The 15,774-nt window shown below is 56.9% G+C and carries 14 protein-coding genes; 5 read left to right on the plus strand and 9 right to left on the minus strand.

Annotated elements, in window-relative coordinates; genetic code table 11:
- Positions 1-189 precede the first annotated feature (189 nt).
- The 5 genes from yqaB (at position 190) to ACJ69_RS22375 (ending at position 4,297) form a co-directional block, all read left to right on the plus strand.
- Positions 190-756 (plus strand): fructose-1-phosphate/6-phosphogluconate phosphatase, encoded by a 567-nt coding sequence (gene yqaB / locus ACJ69_RS22355; RefSeq protein WP_054830191.1) that lies wholly within the window; start codon positions 190-192, stop codon positions 754-756.
- Positions 753-1,181: a YqaA family protein gene (locus tag ACJ69_RS22360; RefSeq protein ID WP_008499541.1), complete on the plus strand. Its 429-nt coding sequence runs from the start codon at positions 753-755 to the stop codon at positions 1,179-1,181. The genes yqaB and ACJ69_RS22360 overlap by 4 nt, the downstream gene beginning before the upstream one ends.
- A gap of 83 nt (positions 1,182-1,264) precedes the next feature.
- Positions 1,265-2,809, plus strand: coding sequence for a glutamate--cysteine ligase (gene gshA, locus ACJ69_RS22365; protein WP_054830190.1), 1,545 nt, complete (start codon positions 1,265-1,267; stop codon positions 2,807-2,809).
- A 153-nt stretch (positions 2,810-2,962) separates the two neighbouring features.
- Positions 2,963-3,478 (plus strand): S-ribosylhomocysteine lyase, encoded by a 516-nt coding sequence (luxS, locus tag ACJ69_RS22370; protein ID WP_047646219.1) that lies wholly within the window; start codon positions 2,963-2,965, stop codon positions 3,476-3,478.
- A 54-nt stretch (positions 3,479-3,532) separates the two neighbouring features.
- Positions 3,533-4,297 (plus strand): AraC family transcriptional regulator, encoded by a 765-nt coding sequence (locus tag ACJ69_RS22375; protein ID WP_059347766.1) that lies wholly within the window; start codon positions 3,533-3,535, stop codon positions 4,295-4,297.
- Here the strand turns inward: ACJ69_RS22375 and leuA are convergent.
- The 9 genes from leuA to nrdF form a co-directional block, all read right to left on the minus strand.
- Entirely contained in the window at positions 4,284-5,939 is a 1,656-nt protein-coding gene (leuA, locus tag ACJ69_RS22380; protein WP_059347767.1) for a 2-isopropylmalate synthase, read from the minus strand. The genes ACJ69_RS22375 and leuA overlap by 14 nt on opposite strands.
- A 182-nt stretch (positions 5,940-6,121) precedes the next feature.
- Entirely contained in the window at positions 6,122-7,669 is a 1,548-nt protein-coding gene (gene emrB, locus ACJ69_RS22385) for a multidrug efflux MFS transporter permease subunit EmrB (protein ID WP_038417314.1), read from the minus strand.
- A gap of 16 nt (positions 7,670-7,685) precedes the next feature.
- Positions 7,686-8,858 carry a multidrug efflux MFS transporter periplasmic adaptor subunit EmrA gene (emrA, locus tag ACJ69_RS22390; protein WP_029742047.1) on the minus strand — a complete coding sequence of 391 codons (1,173 nt, stop codon included), beginning with the start codon at positions 8,856-8,858 and terminating at the stop codon, positions 7,686-7,688.
- Positions 8,859-8,984: 126 nt separating this feature from the next.
- Entirely contained in the window at positions 8,985-9,515 is a 531-nt protein-coding gene (gene mprA / locus ACJ69_RS22395) for a transcriptional repressor MprA (protein ID WP_023308933.1), read from the minus strand.
- A 313-nt stretch (positions 9,516-9,828) separates the two neighbouring features.
- Positions 9,829-11,013 (minus strand): MFS transporter, encoded by a 1,185-nt coding sequence (locus ACJ69_RS22400; RefSeq protein ID WP_029742048.1) that lies wholly within the window; start codon positions 11,011-11,013, stop codon positions 9,829-9,831.
- 191 nt (positions 11,014-11,204) lie between these two features.
- Positions 11,205-12,200 carry a glycine betaine/L-proline ABC transporter substrate-binding protein ProX gene (gene proX / locus ACJ69_RS22405; protein WP_059347768.1) on the minus strand — a complete coding sequence of 332 codons (996 nt, stop codon included), beginning with the start codon at positions 12,198-12,200 and terminating at the stop codon, positions 11,205-11,207.
- A gap of 9 nt (positions 12,201-12,209) precedes the next feature.
- A complete protein-coding gene (gene proW, locus ACJ69_RS22410; RefSeq protein WP_054830189.1) occupies positions 12,210-13,280 on the minus strand; it encodes a glycine betaine/L-proline ABC transporter permease ProW in 1,071 nt (356 codons plus the stop codon).
- Entirely contained in the window at positions 13,264-14,475 is a 1,212-nt protein-coding gene (proV, locus tag ACJ69_RS22415) for a glycine betaine/L-proline ABC transporter ATP-binding protein ProV (RefSeq protein ID WP_059347769.1), read from the minus strand. The genes proW and proV overlap by 17 nt, the downstream gene beginning before the upstream one ends.
- A 331-nt stretch (positions 14,476-14,806) precedes the next feature.
- Complete coding sequence (gene nrdF, locus ACJ69_RS22420; RefSeq protein WP_029742050.1) at positions 14,807-15,766, minus strand: class 1b ribonucleoside-diphosphate reductase subunit beta; 960 nt, start codon at positions 15,764-15,766, stop codon at positions 14,807-14,809.
- Positions 15,767-15,774 lie beyond the last annotated feature (8 nt).

Consider the following 15,774-nt stretch of genomic DNA (forward strand, 5'->3'; position numbering starts at 1 on the left):
GGGAGGATAACGTTGCTTTAGCAACGGCCCGCAGGGTGAGGCGTAAGCCGAGTAATCCTCCCGGATGCACCATCTTCTCCTTCTTTGTTTATTCCTTCGACGTTCCGTCAGCAATCACACTCTCAATCAGCGACAAAAATCACCATTTACGATAAAGTAATGCTTTGTTAATCGTTTAGCGAGAGCACGATGTACGCACAGTATGACGGTTTGATCTTCGATATGGACGGCACTCTCCTGGATACCGAACCCACGCATCGTCAAGCCTGGACTGACGTCCTGGGCCGCTACGGAATGCGTTTCGATCTTCAGGCGATGATTGCCCTCAACGGATCCCCCACCTGGCGTATTGCACAGGCCGTCATTGAACTGAATCAGGCCGAACTCGACCCGCACCTGCTCGCGCGCGAAAAAACCGATGCGGTAAAAGCCATGCTTTTAGATACCGTACGTCCTCTGCCGCTGATTGATGTGGTAAAAGAGTGGCACGGGCGTCGCCCGATGTCGGTCGGAACAGGCAGCGAAAGTGCGATTGCTGAGGCATTACTCAACCATCTTGGCCTGCGCCACTATTTTTCTGCCGTAGTTGCCGCCGATCATGTTAAACATCACAAGCCCGCACCGGACACCTTCCTGCTTTGCGCAGAATTAATGGGCGTCCCGGCGGCTAAATGCGTCGTGTTTGAAGACGCCGATTTCGGCATTCAGGCCGCGCGTGATGCCGGAATGGATGCGGTGGATGTGCGCTTACTGTGAGTGACGCGCTGTCACTTGCTTCATTATTCGCCAGCAGTTTTTTAAGCGCCACGCTGTTACCGGGAAATTCGGAAGTGGTGCTGGTGGCGATGCTGTTGTCCGGCGTGAGTCAGCCCTGGCTGCTTGTATTAATAGCAACAATGGGTAATAGCCTTGGAGGGCTGACTAACGTTATTCTTGGGCGTTTCTTTCCGCTACGCGAAAAATCGCGCTGGCAGGAAAAGGCAGTCGGCTGGCTAAAACGCTATGGCGCTGCCACGCTGTTATTAAGCTGGATGCCTGTAATAGGCGATTTACTGTGTCTACTGGCGGGATGGATGCGCATCTCCTGGGGACCGGTGCTCTTTTTTTTATGCCTTGGCAAGGCGTTGCGCTATGTTCTCGTGGCGTGGGCAACACTACAGGGTATGACGTGGTGGCACTAATTGGTGGAATGAATACGCGACCTTCAATCGTCAACCATTACAATTATGCTGAGTAACATTACTTTGACAGGCGGGAGGTCAATTTGATCCCGGACGTATCTCAGGCGCTGGCCTGGCTGGAAAACCACCCTCAGGCATTGAAGGGTATTCAGCGTGGTCTTGAGCGTGAAACGCTGCGCGTTAACGCGGACGGTAGCTTAGCGACGACGGGTCACCCGAAGGCGTTAGGCTCGGCGCTGACACATAAATGGATCACAACCGATTTCGCTGAGGCACTGCTGGAGTTCATCACGCCAGTAGAGGGTGATATTGATCATATGCTGACGATCATGCGCGATATCCATCGCTATACCGCGCGCAACATGGGCGACGAACGTATGTGGCCCCTCAGCATGCCGTGCTATATCGAGCAGGGCCAGGAGATTGAGCTGGCGCAGTACGGCACGTCAAATATCGGTCGGCTGAAAACGCTCTATCGCGAAGGGTTGAAAAACCGCTACGGCGCGTTGATGCAGACGATCTCGGGCGTGCATTACAACTTCTCCCTGCCAATGGCGTTCTGGCAGGCGAAATGCGGTGAAACGGATAAAGACGCGATCTCTGAAGGCTACTTCCGCCTGATCCGCAACTATTACCGTTTCGGCTGGGTGATCCCGTATCTGTTTGGTGCCTCCCCGGCGATCTGTTCTTCGTTCCTGCAGGGGAAACCGACCACGCTGCCGTTCGAGAAGACCGAGTGCGGAATGTACTATCTCCCGTACGCCACCTCTCTGCGCCTGAGCGATCTCGGTTATACCAATAAATCGCAAAGCAATCTCGGTATTACGTTTAACGAATTGCACGAATATGTGGCAGGATTGAAGCGGGCGATCAAAACCCCGTCGGAAGAGTACGAGAAAATCGGCCTCGAAAAAGACGGCAAACGCCTGCAAATCAACAGCAATGTGCTGCAGATTGAAAACGAGCTGTATGCGCCTATTCGCCCTAAACGCGTGACGCGCAGCGGTGAAACCCCGTCGGATGCGCTGCAGCGCGGCGGGATCGAATACATTGAAGTACGCTCGCTGGATATCAACCCGTTCTCACCGATTGGTGTTGATGAACAGCAGATTCGCTTCCTGGATCTGTTTATGGTCTGGTGCGTGCTGGCGGATGCGCCGGAAATGAGTTCAGACGAACTGCTCTGTACCCGCACAAACTGGAATCGCGTGATTCTGGAAGGGCGTAAACCGGGTCTGACGCTGGGTATCGGCTGCGAAACGGCACAGTTCCCGCTGACCAAAGTCGGCAAAGATCTGTTCCGCGATCTGAAGCGTGTTGCCCGCACAATGGACAGCATTGACGGCGGCGACGCGTATCAACAGATCTGCGACCAACTGGTGGAATGTTTTGATAATCCGGAACTGACGTTCTCAGCGCGTATTCTGCGTTCTATGATCGATCAGGGCATTGGCGGCACGGGGCGTTCACTCTCAGCGGAGTACCGTGAGATGCTGATGCAGGAGCCGTTAGAAGTGCTTAGCGAAGCGGCTTTTGCCGCGGAACGCGATGCGTCCGTGGTGCGTCAGAAAGAGGTTGAAGCGGCGGATACCGAGTCGTTTGAGGCGTTTCTGGCGAAGCAGGCTTAAGCAGAAAAGAAAAAGGCCACATCGCTGTGGCCAAAATATACATCTCTGAATTCAGGGATGATGATAACAAATGCGCGTCTTTCATATACTCAGACGTGCATTCTGTAGAAGAGTTCAGTTTATTTTAAAAAAAATCACTATCGGAGGTGACGTATGCCGTTATTAGATAGCTTTACTGTCGACCATACCCGTATGGAAGCACCTGCAGTACGCGTGGCGAAGACCATGCACACCCCGCACGGCGACACGATCACCGTCTTCGATCTGCGTTTCTGCGTGCCAAATAAAGAAGTGATGCCAGAGAAAGGCATTCATACCCTGGAGCACCTGTTCGCTGGTTTCATGCGTGACCATCTGAACGGCAACGGCGTTGAGATCATCGATATCTCTCCGATGGGCTGCCGTACCGGTTTCTACATGAGTCTGATTGGTGTGCCTGACGAGAAACGCGTCGCAGATGCGTGGAAAGCGGCGATGGAAGACGTGCTGAAGGTGAAAGAGCAGAACCAGATCCCTGAGCTGAACGTTTACCAGTGCGGTACTTACCAGATGCACTCTCTGGAAGAAGCGCAGGAAATCGCGCGTCACATCATCGAGCGTGATGTTCGCGTGAACAGCAACGAAGAGCTGGCCCTGCCAAAAGAAAAACTGCAGGAACTGCACATCTAGTGCACCTTTTCCCTCTCCCTCAGGGAGAGGGTAGGGTGAGGGTGGTTCAACCCCATGACCACAACCGCAACCTTCTCCTTTATCCATCGTCCCCTCGTTCCGTTTGCCCATGATTACGTTCATGGCGACAGCGAGCCGTGGCATGAGCACGACTGCGCACAGCTGTTGCACACCCTGAGCGGCGTGGTACGGGTCGATACGGCATCGGGCTGTTGGGTTGTTCCTCCCGGTCGCGGCGTCTGGCTACCGGCGGGGACCCGCCACTCGCTTCGCATCACCGGCAACGTGGCGGCGCGAACGCTGTTTATCGATCCGCTGGCGCGGGCCGATCTCCCGGCCACCTGCCAGATCGTGCAGATCGCGCCGCTGTTGCGCGAACTGATCCTCGTCTCTCTTGATTTACCTGAATCGTACTCGCCCGGCAGCCGGGATGAACGCGTCTATGAACTCATTCTCGATGAAATCCGCACCATGCCCGTGCTGCCGTTTCACCTGCCGGAGCCAGAAACTGAGGCGTTACGCCACCTGTGTCTGCAAATCCGGCAAAACGCGGGGGAAAGCTGGAGCAGCGCGCAGGCCGCGAGCATGATGAACATGAGCGAACGCACTCTGAACCGCCATTTTCAGCAGCAGACGGGATTAAGCTTCGGCGAGTGGTTGAGAAGGGCGCGCCTGCTGGAAGCCTTAGTGCGGCTGGCGCAGGGCCAGCCGGTATTGCGCGTGGCGCTGGATCTGGGTTACGGCAGCCACAGCGCCTTTACGGCGATGTTTCGCCGGGTGATGGGCGTCTCCCCCAGCGATTACTTTAAGAACGACTGACGGCGTTTAAGAGTGCCTGAAGCGACGCGCGCGCCACGTCGCTGTCGATGCCCACGCCCCAGCGGCTGCTCCCGTCCTGGAACAGGCAGCGGATGTAGGCCACCGAGCGGCTGTCGCTGCGTTCGCCTAACGTATGCTCGTGATAATCCTTAATCACGAACGGGGCGTTGACCCAGCGGCTTAAGCCCTGAGCGGCGGCGGAGAGCAGACCGTTACCCTGACCTTCCAGCTGACGCGTTCCCCCGTGCGTAGCGATGCTTGCCGTCAAACGCAGCTGGCCGTCCTGCTGGCTGTCGCTGCGGTAGGATTGCAGCGCAAACTGCGGCGTGGCTACCAGGCCGTAGCGGGTGCGGAACAGCTGCCACAGCGCATTTTGCGTCATCTCTTTTCCGTGGCGATCGGTTTCCTGCTGCACGTGCTGGCTGAAATCCTGCTGCAGGGCGCGGGGTAATTTCAGGCCATGATTCTGTTCGATGAGCCACGCGCTGCCGCTTTTCCCCGACTGGCTGTTTACGCGGATCACCGCTTCGTAGGTGCAGCCGATATCTTGCGGATCGACGGGCAGATAGGGCATCTCCCAGCGCTCGCCAGGCCTGCGGGCATCAAAGCCTTTTTTAATCGCGTCCTGGTGCGAGCCGGAGAAGGCGGTATAGGCCAGCCGTCCCGCCCACGGATGGCGCGGATGCACCGGCAGCTGGTTGCAGGCTTCCACCACTTCCACCACCCGGTTCATATCGCTAAAGTCCAGATTCGGGCTGACGCCCTGGCTGTAGAGGTTCATCGCCAGCGTCACCAGGCAGACGTTTCCCGTGCGCTCCCCGTTGCCAAACAGGCAGCCCTCCACGCGGTCTGCGCCCGCCATCACGGCCAGCTCGGCGCTGGCGACGCCGGTACCGCGGTCGTTATGCGGGTGGACGCTAATGCAGACATCCCGGCGGCGGCTGAAGTGGCGGCAGAAATACTCGATCTGATCGGCATAGACGTTCGGCGTGCTCACTTCGACGGTGGCCGGTAAGTTGATCACCATGGGCCGTTCGTCGCACGGCTGCCAGATCTCCGCCACGGCTTCACAAATCTCCAGCGCAAATTCCGGTTCGGTAAAGCAGAAGGTTTCCGGGGAATACTCATACTGCCAGCGGGTGTCCGGGTTCTCTTCACACAGCTGACGAATAAGCCGCGTGGATCGCGTCGCCAGCTCGACGATTTGCGCTTTCTCCATGCCGAATACCAGGCGGCGGAACAGCGGGGCGGTGGCGTTATACAGATGGACGGTGGCCTGTTTCGCACCGCGCAGGGATTCGAAAGTACGATGGATGAGATCTTCCCGCGCCTGGGTTAATACCTGAATCGTGACGTCATCCGGGATGCGGTTCTCTTCAATCAGCTGGCGAACAAAGTTGAAATCCGTCTGCGAGGCGGATGGGAAAGCCACCTCAATTTCTTTGAATCCGCAGCCCAGCAGCAGATCCCAGAACTGCAGCTTGCGGGTGCTGTCCATCGGCTCGGCAAGCGCCTGGTTGCCGTCGCGCAGGTCGGTTGAGAGCCAGCGCGGCGCGCGGGTGATGCGTTGCTCCGGCCACCGGCGGTCGGGCAGGGAAAGGGTCGGATAGGGTTGGTACTTGTCGGCGGGTGTGTTCAGCATGATGCGCTCCTGTTGTCTTTTCACTATCGTGAATTGATTTCAGGCGCGCTGCTTTATCGAAACTGACAATGGCTATCGCGTTCTGGACACGGTGCGGTTTTTTGCCGGATGGCGGCTACGCCTTATCCGGCCTACGTTCGTAGGCCCGTTAAGCGCAGCGCCACCGGGCAACTGTCACAGGACTAGTGCGCACCGCCGCCGCCGCTACCGGCGCCAAACGGCGGTTTAGCAAACCACACCAGCCCCAGCAGGACGATAAAGATCCCCGCCGATATCCAGAAAATCTCGTTGGCGGAGATAATCAGACCCTGGTTGGTGATCTGCTGGGCAATCCACCCTGACGCCTGCTGCTCCGTCATGCCCATTCCCTGCAGCTGGTTGTACATCTGCTGAGAGTTCGGGTTGAACGGATTCACCGCTTCGGTCAGCTGGGCATGGTGCATCGATTCACGGTTAGTCCACAGGGTGGTGGTGATCGACGTACCAATCGAGCCCGCCAGCGTTCGCGTAAAGTTCGACAGGCTCGATGCGGCCGCCATGCGCTCAGGCGGTAAACCGGAAAGCGTGATGGTGGTCAGTGGCATAAAGAAACACGCCACGGCAAAGCCCTGAATAAACTGCGGCCACGCGGACGCGCCAAAGTCCATTCCCGGTTCGAACGTATACGCGCGCCAGTAGAAACACACGGCATACATGATAAAGCTGAACGTCACCAGCCGGCGCATGTCGAGCTTGTGGGCGAAGCGGCCAATAATCGGCGACAGCAGAACCGGAATCAACCCAACCGGCGCCGAGGCTAAACCTGCCCAGGTTGCGGTGTAGCCGTATACTTCCTGCAGCAGCTGCGGCAGCAGTACAATCGCGCCGAAGTAGAGCATGTAGGCGAGGCTGATACACAGACAGCCTATGGTGAAGTTTCGCGACTTAAACAGCGACAGGTCGACTATCGGGTTATCGTCCGTCAGCTCCCAGACAATCAGGAAGCTCAGCGACACCACCGCGACAATCGTCAGGATGATGATCTCCCGGGAGTTGAACCAGTCCAGCTCTTTGCCCTGGTCGAGCATGACCTGCAGGCTACCGATGCCGACAACCAGCAGTGCCAGGCCAATGGCGTCGATACGCCGCTGTTCCGTCCGGGTTTCTCTTCCGCGCAGCGACTGGAGCGTCAGCATTACCACGATGGCGCCAATCGGTACGTTGATGAAGAAGATCCAGCCCCAGTGATAGTTGTCGCTGATATAGCCGCCTAAGATAGGTCCGCAAATCGGCGCGACAATCACGGTCATTGACCACAGCGCCAGCGCAATCGAACGTTTGGCGGGCGGGTAGTTGTTCAGCAGTAAACTCTGCGACAGCGGAATCAGCGGCCCGGCCACAATCCCCTGAATAACGCGGAAGAAGATCAGCATCGTCAGGCTGCTGGACATGCCGCACGCCCAGGAGGCAAGAACGAACAATACCGTCGACCAGAGGAACAGCTTCACTTCACCGACGCGTTTTGCCAGCCAGCCGGTAATCGGAATGGAGATGGCGTTTGCCACCCCAAACGAGGTAATGACCCAGGTCCCCTGGCTCAGCGACGAGCCAAGGTTACCGGCGATGGTCGGGATCGCCACGTTCGCGATGGTGGAGTCCAGCACCTGCATGAATGTCGCCAGCGACAGCGCGATGGTCATGATGACCAGCTGCGCGCCTTCCAGCGGTTTTTGCGGCTTTTGCTGTTGCATAACGCTCACCTTCGGATTAACCGGCGTTTGCCTTCACGATGTCATCGATCAGCTTGTTGACCGGATCGAGGCTAATTTCACGGGCGTTACTTTCATAAGCCGGGCTGCTGCGAACCTGGCTTGCCAGGATCTGACCGTCGCGGTTGGCGGTGTCGACCGTCACCAGCGTAGAGAGGCCGATACGCAGCGGGTGATCCGCCAGCTGTTTGGCATCCAGCTCAATACGCACGGGCAGACGCTGAACCACTTTGATCCAGTTACCGGTGGCGTTTTGCGCAGGCAGCAGGGAGAAGGCGCTGCCGGTCCCCATATCCAGGCCGACCACTTTACCGGTGTACTTCACGTCATCGCCGTAGATGTCGCTGACAACCGTCGCGGTCTGGCCGATACGCATATGGGCAAGCTGCGTCTCTTTAAAGTTGGCGTCTACCCACAGATTGTCTGCCGGCACGACCGCCATCAGCGGCGTGGTTGGGCTAATCTGCGCCCCTGGCTGGACGGAACGACGGGAGACATAGCCGGTCATCGGGCTGACGATTTTGGTACGCTGCAGGGCAAGCCACGCGTTGCGCACTTCGGTCGCCGCCTGCTGTACGGCAGGCTGGTTTTCCAGACTGGTGCCCAGCACCATCGCCTGGTTGGCGTTGTACTGTTGAATGGCCACATCCAGCTGTGCCTGAGCGCTGGCAACGGCGTCGCGTGCGTGCTGCAGCTCTTCACGGCCAATCAGGTTAGCCGTGCCGAGCGGTACGCGGCGGTTCAGGTCGCTCTGCGCCTGCGCCAGCGCCGTTTTCTGCACGTCGATGTTGGCCTGCAGCTGCTTGCTGTTGATCATCAGCTGGCGGGTCTGACGGACGCTGGAGGCCAGCGCGGTCTGTGCTTTTTCAAACGCCTGCTGGGCATCGGTTGGATCGAGGGTCACCAACACATCGCCTTTTTGCACAAAGTCGGTATTGTCAGCCCAGACTTTCGTCACGCTGCCCGACACCTGCGCCATAATTTGTACCTGGTTCCCTGCCACGTACGCGTCGTCAGTCTCTTCAGCATGACGCAGTACTAAAAACCAATAGATCCCATATGCCACGGCAATAATGATAAAGAGCAAGGTCAACAGAAGAAGGGCGCTCTTACGTTTGCCTTTCTTGTTGCCCGGCTGCTGCGGGGTAGTGCTCTCCGCATTTGCGCTCATTGTAGTTCTCCACGATCTTCTTATTTTCACATCGGCTGAGCCGACCTGTTGTCAGAAAGGCCAGCAGTGTGACGTGCTGGCCTGTCGGTTTTCTTATGAATCTGGAATGGTGAGCGTGTCGTCGCGTTAGCGCAGCGCCTCAAGAACGGCGCCGTCTTCATCCATCTGGTCCAGACGGGTGAGCAGCTTGCGAGTGATGTGCTCAAGCTGGTCGCGCTCGGCGGTGCTGAGGGCAGACCAGAGTTTGTGCAGGCAATTGTGCTGAGGTGGCAGCACCTCGCGCAGGAACTGGTGACCTTTATCGGTCAGTTGCAGATGCAGGCAGCGGCGATCGTTGTCGCTTTCACGGCGCTCAATCCAGCCGCGCTTTTCGAGTTCATCGGCAATACGGGTCGCATTGGTACGGGAGGAGCCCAGCGCGCAGCTCAGTTCGGAAGGCTGAATGCTGTGATTTTCCTGAGACTCCAGCGTAATCAACGCCATAAACAACGTCTCGTTAATCCCTTGAGCTTTCAGCATTTTATTACGGTTTTCCAGCAGCTTACCCTGCATGTGCATGCACAGGCGGGTCAGCAGGATTTCCTGATACGGGAAGTCCTCATGGCGACTGGCGCGGAATTTAAGCATTTGTTCAATGGGCGTAAACGAACTATCCATTTGGGCATAACCTCATTAATTACAGCCGATATAGTAACGATAGTGACAAATAATGTAAATGAATTATTTGTGCGGTTATATCCGCCAAACTTATGTCACCATCAGAAAGCGCCGGGTAAGTCCGTGACCCGGTGAGCACAGAAAGCGTTGGGTGTGAACCCGCTGAAGAGAGGATGTGAGGACGGGGGTCTGAACTATTCATGCCGATTGTAAATATGTCACCCACATTAAAATTTCTGGGATAAATGATTACGTTTACATTAACAGAGTGAAGGGCCTCTTAACACCCTGAGAGGCCAACTCAATGTAAATGTTAGTTAATTGCATCCTGACGGTGATAACCGCGCCACCATACTAGCAGGTTGAGGGTGGCGACGATGGCCCCGATCGCGCATACCCCCGACCAGCCCGCATGCTGCCACGCCGACGCTGAAATGAGTGAACCCGCCGCGCCGCCGATGAAGTAGCTGGTCATGTATCCGGCCGTCAGGCGGTTACGCGCCTCTGGCTTCACGCGATAGATGACGGTCTGATTGGTGATGTGAACGCCCTGAACGGTGAGATCGAGCACCAGGATACCGACAATGAGCGCCAGCACCGAGATGTGTCCGTACCAGATCGCCGCCCAGGAGAGCAGAAGTAAAACCAGCCCTGCGGAGGTGGTCAGGTGGGATTTGCCCTTGTCGGCCAGCCCGCCTGCGGGACGCGCGCCCAGTGCGCCTGCGGCACCGGCCAGGCCGAACAGGCCAATCACCCCTTCGGAATAGTTGAACGGCGGCGCGGCCAGCAGAAACGCCATCGACGTCCAGAGAATGCTGAAGTTAGCGAAGGTGAAACAGCCCAGCAGGGCGCGGGTGCGCAGAAGCTTGTCCTGAGTAAACAGGCTGAAAACGGAGGCCAGCAGCTGAGGATAGTTCAGGTGATTTTCCTGCTTCACCTTTGGCAGCCCGCGCCACAGCGCCAGCGCCATGATGACCATCAGCACGCTCGCCACCCAGTATACGGTGCGCCAGCCGCCGAGGCTTGCCAGCAGCCCTGCAACGGTACGCGCCAGCAAAATCCCCAGCAGCAGGCCGCTCATGATGGTGCCCACCACCTTGCCGCGTTTTTCCGGAGAGGCGAGGGTCGCGGCGAGCGGGACCAGGATTTGCGCCACCACGGAGAACAGCCCCGTAAGCGCGGTTCCGACGATCATCATCGTCAGCGACTGGCTGCTGGCGGTGATCAGCATCCCACCGGCGGCCAGCAGGGTCATAGAAACGATCAGCATTCGGCGTTCAAACATATCGCCGAGCGGCACCAGGAACAGCAGCCCGGCGGCATAGCCTAGCTGTGCTGCGGTGACGATAAAGCCTGCGGAGCTGGCGGAGAGATTGAACGCGCGGGCGATGGTGTCGAGAAGAGGCTGCGCGTAATAGTTGCTGGCGACCGCCAGACCCGTTGCCACGGACATTAAAAGGATGAGTGCGGGGCTAAGCCCTTGAGTTGTTTTTGTCATTAGTTTCAGGAATCGTTAGTTGAGTGATTATTTTTCCGGAAACCATAATAGCTAATGATTGTGAAAGTTGGGGGATTGTTGGGTGATGTATTGTGCGGTTTAGGTGAATGGTGCGGTCTGGTGCCCTCACCCTAACCCTCTCCCACAGGGAGAGGGAACGCTAACAGAGGGCCGGGGTGAGGGAAAATGTTTTACTTCTGCGCTTCAAGCGCCTCTTTCACCCAGCCGTCAAACTGCTGCTGGTGGGCTTTGATCCAGCCGTCGACGTGGCCTTTCACATCCACTTCAGACGATTTGCCCGCATGCATCATCGCGTTCTGGGCATTGATGTCCGCCAGCGGCAGCTTCATCACCGAGAACAGCTTCGCCGCCGCCGGGTTTTTCTCCGCCCAGGCTTTGTTGGCCACGATATGCATGGTGTTCACCGGGAAGCCGTAGTTCATGCCGTTCGGCAGTTTGGTGTCGATATCCTTCTGCTCGCCCGGCAGGGAGGAGAACGGCACCTGCAGCCACACCACGTCTTTGCCCGGCTTCAGCACGTCGCTCACCCAGTACGGCGTCCAGGTGTAGTAGATCACCGGTTTACCCTCTTTGAAGCGGGCAATGGTGTCGGCCATCATCGCGGAGTAGTTGCCGTGGCTCACGTCGACCGTTTTCGCCAGATCGAACGCTTTGTTCTGGTGGTTAATCACCGCTTCACAGCCCCAGCCCGGCGAGCAGCCCATCATGTCGGCCTTGCCGTCACCGTTGGTGTCGAACAGTTTGGCGATCTTCGGATCTTTCAGCTGTTCAATGTTGGTGATGTGGTACTTATCGGCGGTTTTTTTGTCGATCAGATACCCCTGCGCTGCACCCGTCACGAAGGTGCCTTCGCGATAGAACTTCTTGTCGCCACCGGCGGCGGCATACATGTCGTCGTGCAGCGGCTGCCAGTTCACCGCGGTAAAGGTGGCGTCACCGGAGGCAATCGACGTGTAGCCTACGTTGTAGTCCACTTCGCTCGGCGTGTTAACCGTGTAGCCCAGCTTCTCCAGCGCGCGGCTGACGATCAGGGTCTGGAAGCTCTCTTCCGAAATGGTGCTCTGCACCGGCTGTACGGTAATGCCTTTGCCAGGCAGGTCAGCCGCAAACGCGCTGGTGGAGACAAGGGTGGCAAACGCTGTGGCAAAAAGTACGTTATGTCGCATCGTTGTTCCTTATTTTGATTTCGTGAAAGGGCGGGTGAGTAACCCGACAGGGCCGGTGGTATACCAGCGACTGTTGCCGCGACTGCGTGAATCACGACCTACGGCCTGGGTCAGGCGGTCAAGGATAATGGCGAGGATCACAATGCCGACGCCGCCGACGGTGGCCAGCCCCATGTCGAGACGGCCAATGCCGCGCAACACCATCTGGCCCAGTCCGCCAACGGCGATCATCGAGGCGATCACCACCATCGACAGGGCCAGCATCAGCGTCTGGTTAACGCCCGCCATGATGGTCGGCATCGCCAGAGGAAGCTGAACCTTAAACAGCATCTGGCGCGGGCTGGCGCCGAACGAGCGTGACGCTTCGATCAGGTCCGCAGGCACCTGGTTAATCCCCAAAATGGTCAGACGAATAATCGGCGGCAGGGCGAAGATAATGGTCACCACCACGCCCGGCACGTTGCCGATACCGAACAGCATCACGATAGGCACCAGATAGACGAACGCCGGGGTGGTCTGCATCGCATCCAGCAGCGGGCGAATAATCTTCGCCGCTCGCGGGCTGCGCGCCAGCCAGATCCCCATCGGCAAGCCGATGACAATGCAAAAGAGCAGGGCGGTCAACACCAGCGCCAGGGTGATCATCGCCTGCGACCACGCGCCAATCGCGCCAATGGCAATCAGCGAGATCAGCGTGGCGATCCCCATCCCCGCGCTACCGAACTGCCAGGCGATCAGGGAGAACAGGATAATCGCCACCGGTGCCGGCATGCCCAGCATCAGCTGCTGGAAGCCGTTCAGGATGTAATCCACCGGAACGCGGATCCCCTGGAAGACCGGACGGAAGTGCGTGACCACCCAGTCGATCCCCTCCGTGACCCAGCTGTCCAGCGGGATCAGCGTTTTATGGAACGGATCCATGATGTTGAAGTGTTCTGGCGCAGGCGCGGGTGCGCTGTTCAGCCAGTCTGCCGCGCCGCCGCCATCGGTCGGCGCTGGCGTGGAACCCCACGCGTCGGCGGATTGCGCAGCGCTGTCCGCTGCTTCAGTGGTGCCCCACGGGTTAGATTGATCGGTCATTGTTTGCCCCCTCGCGATCTAAAGCCTGCAGCAGCATCCGTTTTGAGATGATGCCGACGTACTGTTGTTCCTCACCCACGACCGGCACGGCGCACGGCGCCTGGCCCACGTGAGAGAACAACTCGCTGAGCGGCGTTTCGGCGTCCACGGCAAGCGGAGCGTCAATTAACGCCGCATCGATACCCTGGTTCTCAGTGAGAGCCGTTTTCAGGGAGTCGATGGAGACAATGCCAACAAATTTATTGCCGCGTTCAACCAGATAACCGTATTCACGGTCTTCGTCCTGCAGCAGCTTCAGCGCCGAGCGCGGGCCGAAGCCTGGCGTTTTACGGATAATGCCGTTTGGCGTTCGACGGGCAATATCTTTGGCGCTAAAGACCTGGCTAATATCCACGCCGCGGAAGAAGGTGCGGACATAATCGTTCGCCGGATTATTGAGAATTTCATCCGGCGTGCCGACCTGCACCACTTCACCGTTTTGCATAATGGCAATACGGTCGCCAATACGCATGGCTTCATCCAGATCGTGGGAAATAAAGACAATAGTGCGCTGATGTTTAGCCTGTAATTTTACCAGCTCATCCTGCATCTCGGTGCGAATTAACGGATCGAGGGCGGAGAAGGCTTCATCCATTAATAATATGTCTGGATTAATGGCTAATGCACGGGCTAATCCCACGCGCTGACGCATACCGCCGGAAAGTTCATCCGGATACGCATGCGCATAATTTTCCAGCCCGACCTGACGCAGCGCATCAAGGGCTTTTTCCTGACGTTCCTGAGCCGGCGTGCCGGCTAATTCCATGCCGAAAGCGGTATTATCCAGCACCGTCATGTGCGGCATCAGCGCGAATGACTGGAACACCATTGCGATCTTCTTTCTGCGCACCTCGCGAAGCTCTGCGTCTGATATTCTGGCGATGTCCACGCCGTCAATCAGCACCTGTCCGCGGGTGGGTTCAATCAGGCGATTGAGAAGGCGAACCATAGTGGATTTACCCGAACCGGATAATCCCATGATGACAAAAATCTCGCCTTCTTCAATGGCCAGACTGGCGTCTTTAACGCCAAGCGATAGCCCGGTTTTTTCCAGAATTTGCTCTTTCGTAAGGCCTTTCTCAATATATTTGAATGCGCGCTGCGGGTGCTCGCCAAATACTTTATAAAGATTTTTCACTTCTAATTTAATTGCCATGCAATAGAGAGTGTCCTGTTATTTGTTTATGCCGATATGATTACCATGGTAAATTGTTAACGGGCATAACCCTAACATACTGAGAATCTGAGACAACCCTGAGTCGGGCTGAGGGAAGAATTTTGACACAAGCGAAACGGCTGAATTTCCCATGAATAAAGGGCTGAGGGTGGTTTGAATTTTTCTCAATTTTTTGCTGCTGCATCGGGAAATTTCGCCTGAACCGGAATGATTCAGGCGAATATGACGTGGAAATTACAGTGTAGTTGTTTTGTAAATATTAGAGAGAGAATTGTTGGGTTTATATTAAATTAACGAACGTTAGCGTTCATTAAAAATCCCAGTCTTCATCCTCGGTTTCCACCGCTTTGCCCATCACGTACGATGAGCCCGATCCGGAGAAGAAATCGTGGTTTTCGTCAGCATTGGGCGACAGCGCGGCCAGAATAGCCGGGTTCACCTCCGCCATCTCCGGCGGGAACAGCGCGTCGTAACCCAGGTTCATCAGCGCTTTGTTGGCGTTGTAGCAGAGGAAGGCCTTCACGTCGTCCTCCCAGCCGGTACCGGCGTAGAGTTCCTCGGTATAGCTCAGCTCGTTGTCGTACAGATCCATCAGCAAATCGAGCGCAAAGCCTTTAAGCTCCTCGCGCTTCGCCTCGCTGACTTTCTCCAGCCCTTTCTGATACTTATAGCCAATGTAATACCCGTGTACCGCTTCATCGCGAATGATGAGCCGAATCAAATCGGCGGTGTTGGTGAGTTTGCCCCGGCTCGACCAGTACATGGGCAGCCAGAAGCCGGAATAGAAGAGGAAAGATTCCAGGAACACGCTGGCGATCTTTTTCTTCAGCGGCTCGTCGGCGCGGTAATATTCCAGAACCAGCTCCGCCTTTCTCTGTAATGACTCGCTCTCTTCGCTCCAGGCGTAGGCCGCGTCCACGTCTTTGGTCTGGCACAGGGTCGAGAAAATCGAGCTGTAGGAGCGGGCATGCACCGCCTCCATAAAGCTGATATTCGACATTACCGCCTCTTCGTGCGGCGTTAGCGCGTCGCTCATCAGAGCCGGTGCACCGACGGTATTTTGAATGGTGTCCAGCAGCGTCAGGCCGGTAAAGACGCGGATCGTCAGCTGCTGCTCGGCGTGGCTCAGCGTTTGCCAGGCCGGAATATCGTTGGAGAGCGGAACCTTTTCCGGCAGCCAGAAGTTGCTGGTCAGGCGGTTCCACACCTCCAGGTCTTTATCGTCCTGGATTTTGTTCCAGTTAACGGCACTCACGCGTGACAGTTTCATCCTTTCTC

Origin of the sequence: Enterobacter asburiae (genome assembly GCF_001521715.1) — a bacterium.
Lineage (GTDB): Bacteria > Pseudomonadota > Gammaproteobacteria > Enterobacterales > Enterobacteriaceae > Enterobacter > Enterobacter asburiae.

Bases quoted from the DNA above. Each gene is read 5' to 3' on its own strand.
- proX (WP_059347768.1), bottom strand. From the start codon at position 12,200: ATGCGACATAACGTACTTTTTGCCACAGCGTTTGCCACCCTTGTCTCC.
- yqaB (WP_054830191.1), top strand. From the start codon at position 190: ATGTACGCACAGTATGACGGTTTGATCTTCGATATGGACGGCACTCTC.
- proV (WP_059347769.1), bottom strand. From the start codon at position 14,475: ATGGCAATTAAATTAGAAGTGAAAAATCTTTATAAAGTATTTGGCGAG.
- emrA (WP_029742047.1), bottom strand. From the start codon at position 8,858: ATGAGCGCAAATGCGGAGAGCACTACCCCGCAGCAGCCGGGCAACAAG.
- ACJ69_RS22375 (WP_059347766.1), top strand. From the start codon at position 3,533: ATGACCACAACCGCAACCTTCTCCTTTATCCATCGTCCCCTCGTTCCG.
- proW (WP_054830189.1), bottom strand. From the start codon at position 13,280: ATGACCGATCAATCTAACCCGTGGGGCACCACTGAAGCAGCGGACAGC.
- emrB (WP_038417314.1), bottom strand. From the start codon at position 7,669: ATGCAACAGCAAAAGCCGCAAAAACCGCTGGAAGGCGCGCAGCTGGTC.
- leuA (WP_059347767.1), bottom strand. From the start codon at position 5,939: ATGCTGAACACACCCGCCGACAAGTACCAACCCTATCCGACCCTTTCC.
- luxS (WP_047646219.1), top strand. From the start codon at position 2,963: ATGCCGTTATTAGATAGCTTTACTGTCGACCATACCCGTATGGAAGCA.
- nrdF (WP_029742050.1), bottom strand. From the start codon at position 15,766: ATGAAACTGTCACGCGTGAGTGCCGTTAACTGGAACAAAATCCAGGAC.
- mprA (WP_023308933.1), bottom strand. From the start codon at position 9,515: ATGGATAGTTCGTTTACGCCCATTGAACAAATGCTTAAATTCCGCGCC.
- ACJ69_RS22400 (WP_029742048.1), bottom strand. From the start codon at position 11,013: ATGACAAAAACAACTCAAGGGCTTAGCCCCGCACTCATCCTTTTAATG.